Annotated in this window: 18 protein-coding genes; 8 read left to right on the top strand and 10 right to left on the bottom strand. The window is 71.4% G+C overall.

Translation table 11 applies throughout. The features are described 5' to 3' along the window. Positions 1 to 3 precede the first annotated feature (3 nt). Positions 4 to 576 carry a DinB family protein gene (locus VA596_RS05710; protein WP_323324255.1) on the bottom strand — a complete coding sequence of 191 codons (573 nt, stop codon included), beginning with the start codon at positions 574 to 576 and terminating at the stop codon, positions 4 to 6. Between the two features lie 234 nt (positions 577 to 810). On the opposite strand from VA596_RS05710, the gene VA596_RS05715 reads away from it, so the two are divergent. The 3 genes from VA596_RS05715 (at position 811) to VA596_RS05725 (ending at position 4,527) form a co-directional block, all read left to right on the top strand. After that, positions 811 to 1,572 (top strand): DUF4253 domain-containing protein, encoded by a 762-nt coding sequence (locus VA596_RS05715; protein WP_323324256.1) that lies wholly within the window; start codon positions 811 to 813, stop codon positions 1,570 to 1,572. 1,080 nt (positions 1,573 to 2,652) lie between these two features. After that, complete coding sequence (locus VA596_RS05720; protein ID WP_323324257.1) at positions 2,653 to 3,498, top strand: DUF72 domain-containing protein; 846 nt, start codon at positions 2,653 to 2,655, stop codon at positions 3,496 to 3,498. Positions 3,499 to 3,597: 99 nt separating this feature from the next. Next, positions 3,598 to 4,527 (top strand): o-succinylbenzoate synthase, encoded by a 930-nt coding sequence (locus VA596_RS05725; RefSeq protein ID WP_323324258.1) that lies wholly within the window; start codon positions 3,598 to 3,600, stop codon positions 4,525 to 4,527. A 40-nt stretch (positions 4,528 to 4,567) separates the two neighbouring features. Here the strand turns inward: VA596_RS05725 and VA596_RS05730 are convergent, their stop codons facing one another. Continuing rightward, complete coding sequence (locus VA596_RS05730) at positions 4,568 to 5,341, bottom strand: nucleotidyltransferase domain-containing protein (protein ID WP_323324259.1); 774 nt, start codon at positions 5,339 to 5,341, stop codon at positions 4,568 to 4,570. A 123-nt stretch (positions 5,342 to 5,464) separates the two neighbouring features. Here VA596_RS05730 and VA596_RS05735 point away from each other — a divergent pair, with 123 nt between their 5' ends. Next, positions 5,465 to 5,680: a PspC domain-containing protein gene (locus VA596_RS05735; protein WP_323324260.1), complete on the top strand. Its 216-nt coding sequence runs from the start codon at positions 5,465 to 5,467 to the stop codon at positions 5,678 to 5,680. A 174-nt stretch (positions 5,681 to 5,854) separates the two neighbouring features. After that, a complete protein-coding gene (locus VA596_RS05740; RefSeq protein WP_323324261.1) occupies positions 5,855 to 6,187 on the top strand; it encodes a hypothetical protein in 333 nt (110 codons plus the stop codon). A gap of 56 nt (positions 6,188 to 6,243) precedes the next feature. Here VA596_RS05740 and groL read toward each other — a convergent pair whose 3' ends face one another. From groL to VA596_RS05765, 5 genes are all read right to left on the bottom strand, one after another. Next, positions 6,244 to 7,872: a chaperonin GroEL gene (gene groL / locus VA596_RS05745; protein ID WP_247058577.1), complete on the bottom strand. Its 1,629-nt coding sequence runs from the start codon at positions 7,870 to 7,872 to the stop codon at positions 6,244 to 6,246. A gap of 259 nt (positions 7,873 to 8,131) precedes the next feature. Beyond that, positions 8,132 to 9,625, bottom strand: coding sequence for a serine/threonine-protein kinase (locus VA596_RS05750; protein ID WP_323324262.1), 1,494 nt, complete (start codon positions 9,623 to 9,625; stop codon positions 8,132 to 8,134). Positions 9,626 to 9,692: 67 nt separating this feature from the next. Then, a complete protein-coding gene (locus VA596_RS05755; RefSeq protein WP_005164266.1) occupies positions 9,693 to 9,899 on the bottom strand; it encodes a cold-shock protein in 207 nt (68 codons plus the stop codon). A gap of 112 nt (positions 9,900 to 10,011) precedes the next feature. Further along, the gene (locus tag VA596_RS05760; protein WP_323324263.1) at positions 10,012 to 10,635 is read right to left on the bottom strand and encodes an AIM24 family protein; all 624 of its coding nucleotides are present in this window, start codon (positions 10,633 to 10,635) and stop codon (positions 10,012 to 10,014) included. After that, complete coding sequence (locus tag VA596_RS05765) at positions 10,635 to 11,312, bottom strand: TIGR00266 family protein (protein WP_323324264.1); 678 nt, start codon at positions 11,310 to 11,312, stop codon at positions 10,635 to 10,637. The genes VA596_RS05760 and VA596_RS05765 overlap by 1 nt, the downstream gene beginning before the upstream one ends. A gap of 74 nt (positions 11,313 to 11,386) precedes the next feature. On the opposite strand from VA596_RS05765, the gene moeA reads away from it, so the two are divergent. After that, positions 11,387 to 12,577, top strand: a complete 1,191-nt coding sequence (gene moeA / locus VA596_RS05770; protein ID WP_323324265.1) for a molybdopterin molybdotransferase MoeA — start codon at positions 11,387 to 11,389, stop codon at positions 12,575 to 12,577. On the opposite strand, the gene VA596_RS05775 is transcribed toward moeA, so the two are convergent. Together VA596_RS05775 and VA596_RS05780 are read right to left on the bottom strand one after the other, a co-directional pair. After that, positions 12,531 to 13,784, bottom strand: coding sequence for an MFS transporter (locus VA596_RS05775; protein ID WP_323324266.1), 1,254 nt, complete (start codon positions 13,782 to 13,784; stop codon positions 12,531 to 12,533). The genes moeA and VA596_RS05775 overlap by 47 nt on opposite strands. Continuing rightward, complete coding sequence (locus VA596_RS05780; RefSeq protein WP_323324267.1) at positions 13,781 to 14,341, bottom strand: ArsR/SmtB family transcription factor; 561 nt, start codon at positions 14,339 to 14,341, stop codon at positions 13,781 to 13,783. The genes VA596_RS05775 and VA596_RS05780 overlap by 4 nt, the downstream gene beginning before the upstream one ends. A gap of 81 nt (positions 14,342 to 14,422) precedes the next feature. Here VA596_RS05780 and VA596_RS05785 point away from each other — a divergent pair, with 81 nt between their 5' ends. Then, complete coding sequence (locus tag VA596_RS05785) at positions 14,423 to 14,707, top strand: GlsB/YeaQ/YmgE family stress response membrane protein (RefSeq protein WP_323324268.1); 285 nt, start codon at positions 14,423 to 14,425, stop codon at positions 14,705 to 14,707. Positions 14,708 to 14,746: 39 nt separating this feature from the next. On the opposite strand, the gene VA596_RS05790 is transcribed toward VA596_RS05785, so the two are convergent. Further along, positions 14,747 to 14,971 carry a hypothetical protein gene (locus VA596_RS05790; protein WP_323324269.1) on the bottom strand — a complete coding sequence of 75 codons (225 nt, stop codon included), beginning with the start codon at positions 14,969 to 14,971 and terminating at the stop codon, positions 14,747 to 14,749. Positions 14,972 to 15,200: 229 nt separating this feature from the next. On the opposite strand from VA596_RS05790, the gene VA596_RS05795 reads away from it, so the two are divergent. Continuing rightward, positions 15,201 to 15,923 (top strand): phosphatidylserine decarboxylase, encoded by a 723-nt coding sequence (locus tag VA596_RS05795; protein ID WP_323324270.1) that lies wholly within the window; start codon positions 15,201 to 15,203, stop codon positions 15,921 to 15,923. The last annotated feature ends 1 nt before the right edge of the window (position 15,924 follow it).

The following is a 15,924-nucleotide window of genomic DNA, read 5'->3' on the forward strand; positions in this document are numbered from 1 at the left end:
CGCTCAGGGGCCGACCGGGCCGGCGGCCCTCGCCGCCCGGTCGACCTCGGCGCGCCTGGCCGCCCAGAACGCCCGGTCGCGCCCGCCGCCCGTCTCCAGCGTGCCGTCCAGCTGCTCGCGCAGGATGTCGGCGTGCCCGGCGTGCCGGTTGGTCTCGGTGAGCACGTGGACGAGGACGTTGAACAGCATGACGTCCGGGCGCGGCCACCAGGGCACGTGGCCGGGCGCGTCGACGGCCAGCGCGGCGATCGTCGCGTCGGAGTGCGCCCAGACGCGCTGGTAGCGGCCGGTGATCTCCTCGCGCGTTTCGTGCTCGGCCGCCCACATGTCGGTGCCGCGCCGCTCGAGGTCGTCCCACCGCGGGACGGCGTCGGGAGACGGGCGGCCGAAGACCTCGCCGAAGTAGCGGGCCTCGCCCACCGCCAGGTGCTTGACCAGGCCGAGCAGGTTGGTGCCGGTCGCGGTCAGCGGACGGCGGATGTCGTACTCGGACAGCCCGTCGAGCTTCCGGAGCATCGCCTCCCGGATCTCTCGCAGGTCGGCGTGCAGGTAGTCCTTCGCGAAGTCGTCGATCACGGTCCCCAGCCTGCCCGAACGAGCACGCCGCTCGCGTTCGGCGGCCACGGCGTCCCCGTTCGGCCCAGCGCATCGTCACAGGAACAACTTCCGCCACACACGTCTCGTGCAGCTTCCTGACCTGCGGTTTTCCGGATTCACTCGAACGGATGAGCGGGCCGGACGCTGGAAATTGTCAGACCCTCGAACTATTGTTCGACATGCACCAGCCGAACACAAGTTCGAGGGGACGTCATGACGATCGCACCGCTCCGCCCCGGTACCCCCGCGCCGCCGGTCCAGACCCTGCCACCGGGGTCGTGGCACGGCAGGCTGTGGGTGTCCGACCTGCCCCTGACCCGGCCCGAGCGCTACCTGGGCTGCGTGGCCGAGTTCGAGCGGTCCGGGCTGTGGCCGGTGCTGATCCCGCACGACCAGCGCTTCGCGGCGAACGGCGAGGACTGGATCGACGACCGCGGCCGGCTCGCCCCGGCCGGCCACCGGGTCGCCTCGGCCGACCCGGCCATGGTCCTCGACCGCTGGTGGGACGGCTCCTGCTGCGACGGCGCCTGCCTGCGCCCCTTCACCGCACGGTTCCCCGGGCTGGCCAAGCGAAGCCCACGCCGCTCCGACCCGCTGGCCGAGGCGGGCAACACCGGCTCGATCCTGGCCACGCGCGCCCCGCACCGGCTCGGCCTGGTCCAGACCGAGCGCCCCGCGGACATCCCGGCCCTGCTGGGCTGGACGGGCATGATCAAGTGCACCGACCAGGTAGCCGAACTGTCGGCGGTGCTGCGCAGCTGGGAAGACCGCTTCGGGGCGACGCTGGTGGTGCTGGGGTTCGACGCCATCGAGCTGTCGGTGTCGGCCCCACCCCGCAACCAGGCAAGGGCCCTGTCGGTGGCAGCGGAGCACCGAGCGTTCAGCCTCCCGACGTTCGCAGCCCAGCCGGGCAACCTGCGCGAGTACGCATCGGATTTGGTCCAGTCACGCCACTGGCGGTTCTCCTGGGCATGAGAACCCCCGAACCCCGGCGGCCACCCACCGTCCCCCGCGGCACCGGCCCCAAGCCGCCCACCCACGCGCGGGGGCAGCTCTCATGAGCACGACACCGCGGCGGCCCTGCACGGCAGCCGCCACCCCGCGCGACGCGCGCATCAAGTCGCACGCCCACGCGACGGAGGCGGCTCTCCTGGGCACGGCAACCCGCACCCGACACCAGCGGCCAACCACCACACCACGCGGCGCGGGCACCGGCCTCAAGCCGCCCACCTACGCGACACCGGCGGTCCTCTCCGGCCCGACAACCCACACCCGACCCCCGCAGCCGCCCTGCACGGCAGCCGCCACCCCGCGCGACGCGCGCATCAAGCCGCACGCCCACACCACACCGACAGCCCTAGGCACGACAACCCGCACAAACACCCGACCCCAGCGACCACCCACCACCCCAAGCGGCGCGGGCACCGGACCCAAGCCGCCCACCCACGCAACACCGACCGTTCTCCTGGGCACGGCAACCCACACCCGACCCCCGCGGCGGCCGTCCACGGCAGCCGCCATCCCACGTGGGGTGAGCACCGGACCCAAGCTGCACACCCACACCACACCGACAGCCCTCCCCGGCACGACAACCCACACAAACACCCGGCACGAGCGACCACCCGCCACAGCAACCGCCACCCCACTCGGCGCGGGCACCGGACCTAAGTCGCCCGCCCACGCAACACCGGCGGCTCTCCCGAGCACGACAACCCACCCCCGGCTCCAGCGACCGCCCAGCACATCGCCGCAACCCACACCCGGCGCGGCAACCGACACCCCACGCGGCGCGGGCATCGAGCCCAAGCCGCACACCCACACCACACCGACAGCCCTCCTGGGCATGAGAGCGCGAAAGGAAGACCTGCCGCAGCGGAGCAGCGCGGGACACCGCCGGCAGGCGGGGCGATGAGCAGACACGTCAAGGGGCCGGTGAGACGGCCGTCCGCCAAGTTGGGTCAGTTGTCCCGGCCAGCGGTCCACTGGTCCCGGCGGCGGCCGCGCGGGCCCGTTTGGGGGTGCCGTCGAGCGGGCATCACCCAGCGCGGGAAGGCGGTGAGAGCGATCGCCGAAATCCGGATCGGGACGTCGGGCTGGCGCTACCCGCCCTGGCGCGGGGACTTCTACCCGCCGGGGCTGGCGCAGCGGCGCGAGCTCGAATACCTGTCGCGGCGGCTGAGCGCGGTCGAGCTCAACGGCTCGTTCTACTCACTGCAGCGCCCGGAGCGGTACCGCGCGTGGTTCGACGAGACCCCATCCGGCTTCCTCTTCGCGGTGAAGGGCGGCCGCTTCATCACGCACATGAAGCAGCTGCGCGACGTCGAGACGTCACTGGCCAACTTCTACGCCTCCGGCGTGCTGGCGCTCGGCGCGAAGCTGGGGCCGTTCCTCTGGCAGCTGCCACCCCGGCTCACGTTCGACCCCGACCGGCTCGTGAACTTCTTCGCCCTCCTGCCGCGCACGACCACGGAAGCGGCCGAGCTGGCGACGAAGCACGACGACAAGCTGAAGGCGAAGCCGTACTTGGAGGCCGGGAAGCACCGGCCGCTACGGCACGCACTGGAGGTCCGGCACCCGAGTTTCACCGAGCCCGCGGCGACGGAGCTGCTGCGGGAGCACGGCATCGCCCTGGTGGTCGCCGACACGGCGGGAAAGTGGCCGTTCCTCGAAGACCAGACGGCCGACTTCGCCTACGTCCGCCTGCACGGCGCCGAGGAGCTGTACGTCAGCGGCTACTCGGACCGCGCGCTACGCGAGTGGGCGGAGAAGATCCGCACCTGGCACGACGACGGAAAGCGAGACGTCCACGTCTACTTCGACAACGACGTGAAGGTGGAGGCCCCACGCAACGCGGAGGCCCTGGCCGAGCTGCTGGGAGTGAGCCCGCCGACAAGACAGTGAGCGCAATCGGCCGACGCCACGCGCAGGCCGTCGGCCGGAACCAGCAGGCGGAAATCGAGGACCAACCGCGCAGGCGGGACGGTGGCATGATCGGCGGTGATGAAGGTCTACGCGATTCCCCTGCGCAACCGCTTCCGCGGTATCACGGTCCGTGAGGGCGTGCTGCTGCCCGGCCCGGCGGGCTGGGGTGAGTTCTGCCCGTTCGCCGACTACTCGGACGCCGAAAGCCTGCCGTGGCTGCATGCCGCCATCGAGGCGAGCCAGACGGGCTGGCCGGAGCCGGTCCGTGACCGCGTCGAGGTGAACACGACGGTGCCGGTGGTCGGCGCGGAAAAGGCGTACGAACTGGTCAAGGCGTCGGGCTGCCGGACGGCGAAGGTGAAGGTGGCGGACACCCGATCGTCCCTTCCGGACGACTGCGCCCGGGTCGAGGCGGTCCGCGACGCGCTCGGCCCGGCCGGCGCGATCCGCGTCGACGCCAACATGGCGTGGGACGTCGACACCGCGGTCCGCGCGATCACCGACCTCGACAAGGCGGCGGGCGGCCTGGAGTACGCGGAACAGCCGTGCCCGACGATCGACGACCTCGCCGCGGTTCGCCGCCGGGTGTCGGTCCGCATCGCCGCGGACGAGTCGATCCGCCGCGCGGAGGACCCGCTCAAGGTCGCGGTCGCCGGAGCGGCGGACATCGCGGTGCTGAAGGTCTCCCCCCTCGGCGGCGTCCGCCGGGCGCTGGAGGTCGCCGAGGCGTGCGGCCTGCCGTGCGTGGTGTCGTCGGCGGTGGAGACGAGCGTCGGGCTGGCCGCGGGCCTCGCGCTGGCCGGCGCGCTCCCGGAGCTGGAGTTCGCGTGCGGACTGGGCACGATCTCGTTGCTGGAAGGCGACGTCTGCGCGAACCCACTGTCCCCTGTGGACGGTTACCTCCCGGTCCTGCGCAAGCCCCCGGAGCCGACAGAGGCGTACGCGGCTTCGGCCGACGTCCAGGCGGCGTGGGAAGCCCGGCTGGCGAGGGTCCGCAGCTTGTCGTGAGTGTTTAGGGCGGCTAGAACCGCCTTAAACACTCACGACCTCAAGCCGCCGTCTGCCAGGCCGAGTCGTACGCGTGCACCAGCCAGCGGTCGGCCCACGCGTGGTCCGGCTGCTCAGGCAGCGGGGACCCACCCCGGACCAGGCGGTCGAGCCGGTCTTCCAGCTCGGCCGCGGCGTCGACGGCTTGGGCCTGCGTGTGCTTGCCCCGCCGGAGATCGCGCAGCCACGAACCCCACGGCTCGGCGATCGGCAGCGTCATCCGGCCCGTCTCGAGCAGCTCGGCACCCTGGACGCCCAGCCGAACCATGTGCATCGCGTACTTCGTGTCGAAGCCGTACTTCTCGACCAGCTCCGGCCGGTTGACGTTCGGGCCGCCTTCCAGCAGCCGCTTCCGCTGCGTCCGCAGGTAACCCGCGAACCGCAGGCCCGCCTGCCGGGAAACGATCCGGTCCGCGTTCGCGCGCAGCTCGTGGCCGAGATCGGTGATCCGGACGATCTCCGCGGTCGGCACGAACAGCGGCAGCAGGATCGTGGGATTCCCGCTCAGCGCCAGCCGGACCCACTTGCGCAGCGAGTAGACGATGAGGTCGAGGTCGCCGGGTCCGGAGCGCACGCCTTCCGGCTGGGTGCGGAAGACGTACTGCTCGAACCGCCGCAGCCCGGTGACGTACTCGGCCGGCTCCACGCACAGCCCCATTTCGTCGCGGTCGTCCTGACCGTCGACGGCGGTGCCGTGCAGGCCGGAACCGACCTGGCAGCGCAGGATCGTGCCCTGCTCGGCGATCGCGGCGAACTCGGGGTTGTCGTGTTCCATGGTCCGAAGTTGTACCGGCCCCGGGTCCGGGCCGGCACCTGGTTTTCCCCGAGGTCGAGTTCAGGGTCCGGATCCGGGCCCTTCCCGATGTGGCCGGCACCCCCGGCGGGCGAACATTGATGCATGACGAACAGCGTGTACACCCCGGAAACCAAGAAGGTCCGCCGCAGCCGTACCGACAAGATGCTCACCGGCGTCTGCGGTGGCTGGTCCCAGTACCTCGGCATCGACGCGAACGTGCTGCGCATCGGGCTCGTCGCCGCCGTTTTCCTCTCCGTCGGCATCGCCATCCCGATCTACATCGCGGCCGCGATCCTGACCCCCGAAGAAGACTCCTGACCGGGGCGGGCGCCGGTTCGCAGGGGGAACCGGTGCCCGCCGGACGATCACGGGGTGTGCCAGTGGAACGGCCCGGACGCCAAGGGGACGTCCGGGCCGTTCGGCGTAGACGACTACGCTGACCGGCCGAAAAGCCCTCCGCGAACCCCGTTCGAGGGGTTAGGGTTCGCGCTCGTGGATCAAGGGAACACCGCCAGCCGGACGGCCGCGAAGGTCGTCGTGGGGGTCCTCGGCGGGCTCTACCTGCTCGCCGGACTGGGGCTGACCGCCTTCGCCGCCTTCTTCGCGCTCGCCTTCAACGACACCGGCAGCCCGAGCGTCACCCGGACCGTGCTCTTCACCGCCGCGGCGGCCGCGATCTGGATCCTGCTCACCGGGATCGGCGCGATCGTCCTCGCGCTGGAAGCGGAAGAAGCGAGCACCGCCTGGCTCGGGGGCCTCGGCGTGCTCGCGCTCGGCGTCGTGATCGTCGGCGCCTTCGCCATCTGGTTCTTCACGAAACCCTAGCGGCCAAAGAAAAAGCCCGGCCCGCCGAAGCGGACCGGGCCCTTTTCAGGCGTGGCTCAGAAGTCCATGCCACCCATGCCACCGGACGGGTCGGCGGGAGCGGCCGAAGCCTTCTCCGGCTTGTCCGCCACGACGGCCTCGGTGGTCAGGAACAGCGCCGCGATGGAGGCGGCGTTCTGCAGCGCGGAGCGGGTGACCTTCGTCGGGTCCGGCACGCCGGCGGCGAGCAGGTCCTCGTAGACACCCGTGGCGGCGTTCAGGCCGTGACCCTGCGGCAGACCCTTGACCTTCTCCACGACGACGCCGCCCTCGAGGCCGGCGTTGATCGCGATCTGCTTGAGCGGGGCCTCGACGGCCACCTTCACGATGTTGGCACCAGTGGCCTCGTCGCCCTCGAGCTTCAGACCGGCGAAGGCAGCCTCGGCAGCCTGGATGAGAGCGACGCCACCACCGGCGACGATGCCCTCTTCGACGGCGGCCTTGGCGTTGCGCACGGCATCCTCGATGCGGTGCTTGCGCTCCTTCAGCTCGACCTCGGTGGCGGCACCGGCCTTGATGACGGCCACGCCGCCGGCCAGCTTCGCCAGACGCTCCTGGAGCTTCTCGCGGTCGTAGTCCGAGTCCGAGTTCTCGATCTCGGCGCGGATCTGGTTGACGCGACCCTGGATCTGGTCGGCGTCGCCCGCACCCTCGACGATGGTCGTCTCGTCCTTGGTGATGACGGCCTTGCGCGCCTTGCCCAGCAGCGACAGGTCGGCGTTCTCCAGCTTGAGGCCGACGTCCTCGCTGATGACCTGGCCACCGGTCAGGATCGCGATGTCCTGCAGGATCGCCTTGCGGCGGTCACCGAAGCCCGGGGCCTTGACGGCGACGGACTTGAAGGTGCCGCGCATCTTGTTGACGATGAGGGTGGCCAGGGCCTCGCCCTCGACGTCCTCGGCGATGATCAGCAGCGGCTTGCCGGACTGGATGACCTTCTCCAGCAGCGGCAGGACGTCCTTGACGGTGGAGATCTTGGAACCGAAGAGGAGGATGTAGGGGTCCTCCAGCTCGGCTTCCTGACGCTCCGGGTCCGTCACGAAGTAGCCCGAGATGTAGCCCTTGTCGAAGCGCATGCCCTCGGTGAGCTCGAGCTCGAGACCGAAGGTGTTGCTCTCCTCGACGGTGACGACGCCTTCCTTGCCGACCTTGTCCAGCGCCTCGGCGATCAGCTCGCCGATGGTGCGGTCAGCGGCCGAGATCGAGGCGGTAGCAGCGATCTGCTCCTTGGTCTCGATCTGGACGGCGGCCTTGTGCAGCTGCTCGATGATGGCCTCGACGGCCGCCTCGATGCCACGCTTCAGGCTGATCGGGTCGGCTCCGGCCGCGACGTTGCGCAGGCCTTCCTTGACCAGGGCCTGGGCGAGCACGGTGGCGGTGGTGGTGCCGTCACCCGCGACGTCGTCGGTCTTCTTGGCAACTTCCTTGACGAGCTCGGCCCCGATCTTCTCCCACGGGTCCTCGAGCTCGATCTCCTTGGCGATGGAGACGCCGTCGTTGGTGATGGTCGGCGCGCCCCACTTCTTCTCGAGCACGACGTTCCGGCCCCGCGGGCCGAGGGTCACCTTGACGGCTTCGGCGAGGATGTTCAAGCCGCGCTCAAGACCGCGGCGGGCGTCCTCGTCGAACGCGATCAGTTTGGCCATTGCGGTGTGGTCCTCCGGTATTGGGCGCCACCGCCGCGCTGTACTGCATTGCAGCGGCGGCAGCAGGACTCTTTCCTCGGCCAGGCTCGGTGCCCGCGACGGACGACTGGACCCGGGTGGGGGTACAGCCTCACCGTCCCGACCTTCAAGCGCGCGATCGGTGACCGCTCGCCTGGCACTCAACGGCGTCGAGTGCCAATGCCGTGTTTAGCACTCTCAGGGGGAGAGTGCAAGAAGACCTGCTCAGCGCCGCACGGATTCAGGAGGTCGGCTTGATGGAGATCGACGTCGGAGGCGCGTTGAGCGAGGACGTCGGGGTGCTCTGGGAGTCGCCGGGGCCGACCGGGATGTTCGGGGCCGTCGTCTGGCCGCCACCGCCGCTGTCGCCGCCGCTGAAGATGATGATCGCCGCCACGATCGCGCCGATCACCACGACCGCGCCGATCACGATGAAGACCCACTTGGCGCCGCCGCCGCTCTTCGTCTGGTCGAACGCGCCCGCGCCGCCCGCCGGCATCGGCGGGCGCAGGCGCATCGGGTCGGCGGGCGGGCCGTAGCCGGGCGGCGGCCCCTGCGGCATGCCCTGCTGCTGGGGGTAGCCGTACCCCTGGGGCGGCATGCCCTGCGGGGGCATGCCCGGGGGCATCCCCTGCGGCGGGCCCTGCTGGGGGTAGCCGTAGCCGGGCGGCGGGCCCTGCGGCGGCGGGCCACCGGGGCCACCGGGACCCTGCGGCCCCGGCTGCTGCCCGTAACCGGGCTGCTGCTGTCCTCCGTACGGGTGCACGGGGGCCCCCTCTCCCTGCGGTGCCGTGGTCTGGTGCGGTCCCTGTTGTACCTGACCATGGCGCTGCGGCGCGGGAACTCCACCCGAATTCGTCCCCGGGGGCCCGGGCGGGGTGTCCGACGTCGCCTGGGCGCCGAGCGCGCGGCGAGCGGCCGCGATCATCTCGACGCAGCTGGGGTAGCGGTCCGCCGGGTTCTTGGACATGCCCTTGCGGATGACCTCGTCGATGGCCGGCGGCAGCGCGACGGCCCGGGAGATCGCGGGCGGCTCGCCGTTGAGGTGGCCCTTGATCACCGTCGGCACGTCGCCCTTGAACGGCGGGCTGCCGGTGAGGCAGGCGCAGAGGACGCACGTCAGCGCGTACTGGTCGGTGCGCCCGTCCAGCGGCTCGCCCCGCAGGTGCTCCGGCGCCGCGTAGGTGGGCGAGCCGAGGAAGTCGCCACCGCGGGTGCGGTGGCCGGTCGCGCCGCGGCGCGTCAGCCCGAAGTCGGCGACGTACACGTGCTCGCGCGAGGTCTCCTTCTTCGTCACGAGCACGTTGGCCGGCTTGACGTCCAGGTGGACCAGACCACGGTTGTGCAGGGTGTCGAGCGCGTCCGCGACCTGGTCGAGCATGGTCAGCGTGCGCGCGGGCGCGATCGGGCCGCCGGCGATCAGGCCGGCGAGGTCACCGCCGTCGACCATCCGCATGGCGATGTAGAGCATGCCGTCGAGCTCGCCGAAGTCGTACAGGGGCACGACATTGGCGTGGTCGATCGCGGACGTGTTGCGCGCCTCGTCGACGAACCGCTCGCGGAACTCGGCGTCGGTACCGAGGTGGTCGCCGATGACCTTCAGCGCCACCTTCCGGCCCAGGCGCACGTCCGTGGCCTTGTAGGTCACGCTCATGCCGCCCTTGCCGAGCACTCCGTCGATGCGGTAGTTGCCCAGCCGGCGACCGGTGAGGTCCCCCGACACATCGCCTGTCACGCCCGGCAGCCTAACGTCCCAGGTTCGGCGGCTGCCGGGGGTTCGCCCAACAGGTCAACTCGGTCGACTAGGACACCTTCCGCACGTCCGCGGCCTGGCTACGACCGTCTCTCCCGGACTGGACTTCGAACTCGACGCGGTCACCCTCGTCCAAAGTGCGGAATCCGTCAGCCTGAATGGCCGAATAGTGGACGAAGACGTCCGGTCCTTCGGTGGATTCGATGAACCCGTAGCCCTTTTCCGAGTTGAACCATTTGACGGTGCCGACAGCCACGGCGCCCTCCCTCAGCACACAAGGATCCGCTGGCCCAGCTAGGGCCAGCGGCGCGAGTGACAATCACGCTACCGGAATTATTCCCCCCGGCAATGGGCAATTCGTCTGAAGATCACGTGCCCGAAAGGCGCCGGTTCCGCGCGTGCACGAGCACCGTCCCGGGACCGGCGAAGTCGACCGCCAATCCCTCTCCCGTGCGCACCGACTGCGGGCCGCCGGGGTCGAGTGCGCGCAGCCGGCACTGGATCGTGTCCGGGTAGGCCAGCAGGTAGTCCGGCCGGACCGTGACCAGCTCGCCCTGGGCGAGCTCGAACGCGTCCACCGGGCCGGGCGCGGCCAGCACGAGCGCCCCGGTTCCGCTGTAGTGGTCGAGAAAACCCGCGTCGGCGCCGAAGAGCTGTTGCAGTGGCGCCCAGCCGGTGTCGTGCCGGACGGCCGACGGCCGCACCAGCACGGCCTCGCGGTGCACCGACCAGCCTGTGCCGCCGCGCAGCTCCAGCGGGTAGACGTCGCCGGGACGCAGGGGCGCGAAGTCGATCCAGCCGCCGTCGGACGGTGCCGTGTAGACGGCCGCCGTCGACTTGCCCGCACGGGCGCCGCCGCGGCCGGCCGCCGTCTCGGTGACGCCGAAGCGGCTCGCGAGCAGCGTCTCGGGCGCGGCGTGCACGGCCTCGCCCGGGTCGAGCAGCACGCGGGCGACGCCGAAACCGGGCGTGTGCCGGGTCTGGACGCGCATCAGCGGGACGGGACGTGCGAGATGATCCAGCTGATCAGCGCCGACGGGTTGCGCGTCTGCGTCATGATCTGGCCGGGGCCGACGAAGTCGAAGACGAGGCCTTCACCGCTCTTCATGGACTGGATGATGCCCGTCGCGACCTTCCGGATCTGGTACTGCACGGTGTCGGCGTACGCGACGACGTGCCCGGTGTCGACGGTGACCATCTCGCCCGGCTGCAGGGTCATCGTCTCGACCGCGCCGTAGCAGCTGACGAGCAGCTCGCCCTGGCCGGTGGCGTGCGTCAGGAAGCCGCCCTCGCCGCCCATCAGGTTCTTCATGCCGCCCCACTTGGTCTCGGTCTGCACGCCGTGCGACGACGCGAGCCAGCAGCCGCGCGTGACGGCCCAGCCGGTGCGGCCGTCGAGCGGGATGGTCTGGATGTCGCCGGGCAGGTTGGCCGCGACGTCGACCCAGCCACCGTTCTGCGGCGCGGTGAAGGTGGAGATGAAGAAGGACTCGCCGGAGAGGAAGGCGCGGCCGAGGCCCTTCATGATGCCGCCCTGCGCCTGGGACTGGACCTGCACGCCGTAGCTCGTGGCCATCATCGCGCCGGACTCCACCTGGCACGGTTCCCCGGGCGCCAACATCAGCCGGGCGACGGCGAACGAAGGCTGGTTGCGGACTCGGACCTGCATGCGTACTCCCCGCTGGCGTGCTCTCAGACGACCGAGAGTCTTGCACGCCCCACCCGAGGGGGGAGGATGGTCCGGTGATCTCCGTCGACGACTACCGGGAGCGGATCACCGCGCTCCTCGGCACCGCACCCGCGACCTCCCTGCCGCTCGCCGCCGCGGCCGGCCTCGTCCTGGCCGAGGACGTGCTGGCGGGCGTGTCCCTGCCCCCGTTCGACAACTCCGCGATGGACGGTTACGCCGTCCGCGCCGCCGACGTGACCACGTCCCCGGTGACGCTGCCGGTGGCCGACGACATCCCGGCGGGCCGGGTCGACGTCGGGACGCTCGAACCCGGCACCGCGCACCGGATCATGACCGGCGCGCCGCTGCCGCCGGGGGCGGACGCCGTCGTGATGGTCGAGGACACCGACCGCGGCACCGAGACCGTGACGATCACCGCCGAAGCCCGCGAGGGCGCGCACATCCGGCGCACCGGCGAGGACGTCGTCGCCGGGACCGTCGCGCTGCCGGCTGGGACCGTGCTGGGGCACTCGCACCTGGGCCTGGCCGCCGCGGTCGGGCTCGCCGAGGTGCGGGTGCACCGGCTGCGGGTGCTGATCGCCTCGACTGGCACCGAGCTGATCGACGCGCCGGCCCCGCTGCGCCACGGCCAGATCTACGAGTCCAACAGCGTGATGCTGGCCGCCGCGCTGCGCGAGCTCGGCTGCGAGGTCGACGTCGTCCGCAGCGTGGTCGACGACGTCGAGGAGTTCCGCAAGGTCATCGAGCCGCGGCTGGCCGGCGCCGACCTGCTGGTCACCTCCGGCGGGGTCAGCGCGGGCGCCTACGAAGTCGTGAAGGACGCGCTCACCGGGCAGGGCGTCGAGTTCGCGAAGGTCGCGATGCAGCCGGGCGGCCCGCAGGGCAGCGGGCGCTGGCAGGGCGTGCCGGTCGTGACGCTGCCCGGCAACCCGGTGAGCGTGCTCGTGTCGTTCGAGGCGTTCCTGCGCCCGGCGCTGCTGGCCGCGCTCGGCCACACCGACGTCTCGCGTCATCAGGTGCGGGCCCGGCTGACCGAGGAGATGAGCTCGCCCGCCGGCCGTCGCCAGTTCCGCCGCGGGGTGTTCGCGCCGTCCGGGCGGGAGGTCACCGGGGTGGTCGGCCCGCGCGGCGGGCCGGGCTCGCACCTGCTGGCCGCGTTCACCCAGGCCAACTGCCTGATCGTGCTGCCGGAGGACGTCACGTCGGCAGCGGTAGGCGACGAAGTGGACGTGCTGCTGCTGTGACCGGGAAGTCGCGCAGCCGCACGAGCGGCGCCAGCATCGCCAGGGCGGCGATCAGCACCGCGGACATCACCCAGAGCGTCTCGCGGACGCCGATCGCCTCGCCCAGCACGCCGCCGAGGACCCCGGCCAGCGGGATCGTGCCGTAGTTGACGATCGACGTCGTCGAGGTGATCCGGCCGAACAGCTCCGGCGGGCAGTAGCGCTGCCGGAACGTCGTGGTCAGCACGTTCGACGCGACGACACCCGCGCAGACGCCGAACTCCGCGACGACGAACAGCACGAGACCCCAGCCGGGGCCGCTCAGCGGGCCGAGCAGCAGCATCGGCGCCGCGAACGCCTCGCACAGCAGGAACGCGCGGGCGGTGCCGAAGCGGGCGCCGAGCCGCCCGGCCAGCGCGGCGCCGGCCACCCCGCCGGTCGCGGCCACCGCCAGCACCAGCCCGACCAGGCCGGGTGCGGCGCCGAGCGTGCGGGACAGGAACACGATCTGGATGGCCTGGTACCCGGTGAGCGCGAGGTTCGAGACGGCGCCGAACGTCATCAGCGTCCGCAGGTAGCGGTCGCCGAGGACGAACCGCAGTCCTTCGGCGATCTGGCTGCGCAACGGCGTCCGCTCGACCGGGACGACGGTTTCGCGCACCTTGATCGCCCGCACGCACAGGACGGAGACGCCGAAGCTGACCGCGTCCGCCAGGATCCCGCTGACCGGGCCGAACGCCTGCGCGAGCAGCCCGGCCAGGCCGGGCCCGGCAACCTGCGTCGCGGATTCGCTGCCCTGCAGCTTCGCGTTCCCCTCGAGCAGGTCGCCGGGACCGACCAGCGCCGGGAGGTAGGCCTTGTAGGCCAGGCTGAAGAACACCTTCGCGACCCCGCCGAGCAGGGCGGCGGCCAGCAGGTACGGCATGGTCAGCAGCCCGAGCGCGGCGGCGAGCGGGACGCTGCCGAACACCGCCATCGACACCGTGTTGCAGGCCAGCATCACCGGGTGCTTCGGCAGCCGGTCGACCCAGGCGCCGGCGGGCAAGCCGATCACCAGCCACGGCAGCCAGGCCACCGCCGTCAGCAGCGCGACCTGGAACGTGCTCGCCCCCAGCGTGAGCACCGCGACCAGCGGCAACGCCGTGCTCGCGACCATGCTGCCGAGCATGCTGGTGGTCTCGCCGGTCCACAGCAGCCGGAAGTCGCGGCTCCCCCAGAGCCCCGTCACGGCTGACCCAGCGAGGCCCGCGCGGCGAAGAAGACCGGACGCCGCTCGACGCCGTCGCCGGGCTCGGTGCGGTCTTCGAACTCGCTGATCAGCAGCAGGACCCGCGCGTTCAGCTCGTCCATCTCCTCGCGCGACAGCCGCACCCACGTGTCGATGCTGAACGGGCCGCCCTGCCACGGTTCGGGGTAGGTCTCGCGCTGGGCGATCCAGTCGCGGGCGATCGCCACCTGGTGGTCGAGCACGAGCACCTCGGCCGCTTCGGCGATCGGGTCACCGGGGAAGCTCGCGGCGGCCCACCGGAGGGTCTTGGCGCTGCGCCGCCACCAGCGTTCCCGCTGGTCACGGGCCAGTTCCGGCGCCACCTCGACCAGCTTCGCGGCGGACAGGACCTTCATGTGGTGGCTGACGTTGCCCACCGCCTGGTCGGTCTTGGCCGCGAGCATCGACGCCGTCGCGGGGCCGTCGAGGTGCAGCAGTTCCAGGAGCCGGCGGCGCAGCGGGTGCGACATGGCGGCCAGCACCTTGGAGTCCCGGATCTCCCGGATGTCTTCGGTCATGACACACAAGAGTAGTTGTACAAAGGCTCTTGTGCAATGTCTCTTGTGCTTTCGTGTGATCAGCCCGCGTAAGCTCTCCGCATGGGTTTCGTCGCATGGGTCATCTTCGGCGCGCTCGTCGGCTGGGCCGCCAACCTCGTGGTCGACGGGCGGGACCGGCGCCGGCAGGGGTGCCTGGTCAGCGTGCTCGTCGGCGTGGTCGGCGCGGCACTGGGCGGGCTGCTCTACCGGCTCGCGACCGGCCAGGCGAAGTCGTTCGACTTCGACTTCCCCAGCTTCGGCGTGGCCATCCTGGGCGCCGTCGTGCTGCTGGCGATCCTGCGGCTCGTGAGCGGTATCGGCCGTCGTTCGGGTGATCGTTCGTAACGGTTGCCTGATGAACAGTGGTCAACACGGTTCCGGCGGCTAAAGTACGTCGTTCGGCGCTTCTCGCACGCCCTGGTTCCGGGGCCGGGTGCATGTGCCGTCGGGGGGTGCATGCACCCGGCTTCGTCTTTTCGCTTCGAGGACGACGTCCACCGCGTGGTCCGGATCGACGAGGGACGGGAACGGCCCTTCGGAGACGTCCCGGCGCCACGCACCGAGCAGCTCGGCGAGCCGGGCTTCGGCGGGATCGTGGCGGTCGATCATCGGTCCTCACAGGTCAGGCGGCGTCAACTACCCAGAGTTATCGCAGACTTCGACCATCCGTTACCGGGATGTGGTCGCTCCCACCCGTCACGGGGACACCCTCGCGGAGGACCCGGACGGACCCGACCAGACCCCCACCTGGGGCAGCGGTAGCGTGGTGGCGCCCGTACGCGGCCGCCGGAACCCCGGCGTCACCCGCCCTCACGACACGAAACCAGGGGACCCGACCATGAGCGGCACCCGGGGAGAATCCACCGGCAATCCCGTCGCCCACGCCCTCCAGCTCGCCCGCGAGACGCTGCCGCCGATGCACCCGGCCGGTCGCCCGTTCGTGGCGGGTGGCGCGGTCGCGACGCTGGTCGCCCGCCGGTTCTCCAAGCGCCTCGGCGTCCTCGGCGCGCTCACGACCGTGGCCATGGCCGCGTTCTTCCGCGAGCCGAAGCGGGTCCCGCCGCCGCGTGACGGCGTCGCGCTGGCCTCGGCCGACGGCCTCGTCTCCCTGATCGAGGAAGCCGTCCCGCCCGCCGAGCTCGGCCTGCCGGCCGAGCCGCGGATGCGCGTGTCGGTGTTCCTCTCGGTGTTCGACGTGCACGTCCAGCGCGTGCCGGCGAACGGCGTGATCGAGCGAGTCGCCTACCGGCCGGGCAAGTTCCTCTCCGCGGACCTGGACAAGGCGAGCGAGGACAACGAACGCAACTCCGTGCTGATGCGCACCGAAGACGGCCACGAGCTCGTCGTCGTGCAGATCGCCGGGCTCGTCGCGCGCCGCATCCTGTGCGAGATCCGCGAGGGCGACAAGGTCGGCGCCGCCGCGACGTACGGCATCATCCGCTTCGGCTCGCGGGTCGACCTCTACCTCCCGCCGGGCTCCCGGGTGCTGGTCGCGAAGGGCCAGCGGACGGTCGGCGGCGAGACGGTGATCGCCGAGCTCCCGGCGCTTTCGGAAGGCTGAC

The sequence above is a fragment of the Amycolatopsis heterodermiae genome, from assembly GCF_034929455.1.
GTDB lineage: Bacteria > Actinomycetota > Actinomycetes > Mycobacteriales > Pseudonocardiaceae > Amycolatopsis > Amycolatopsis heterodermiae.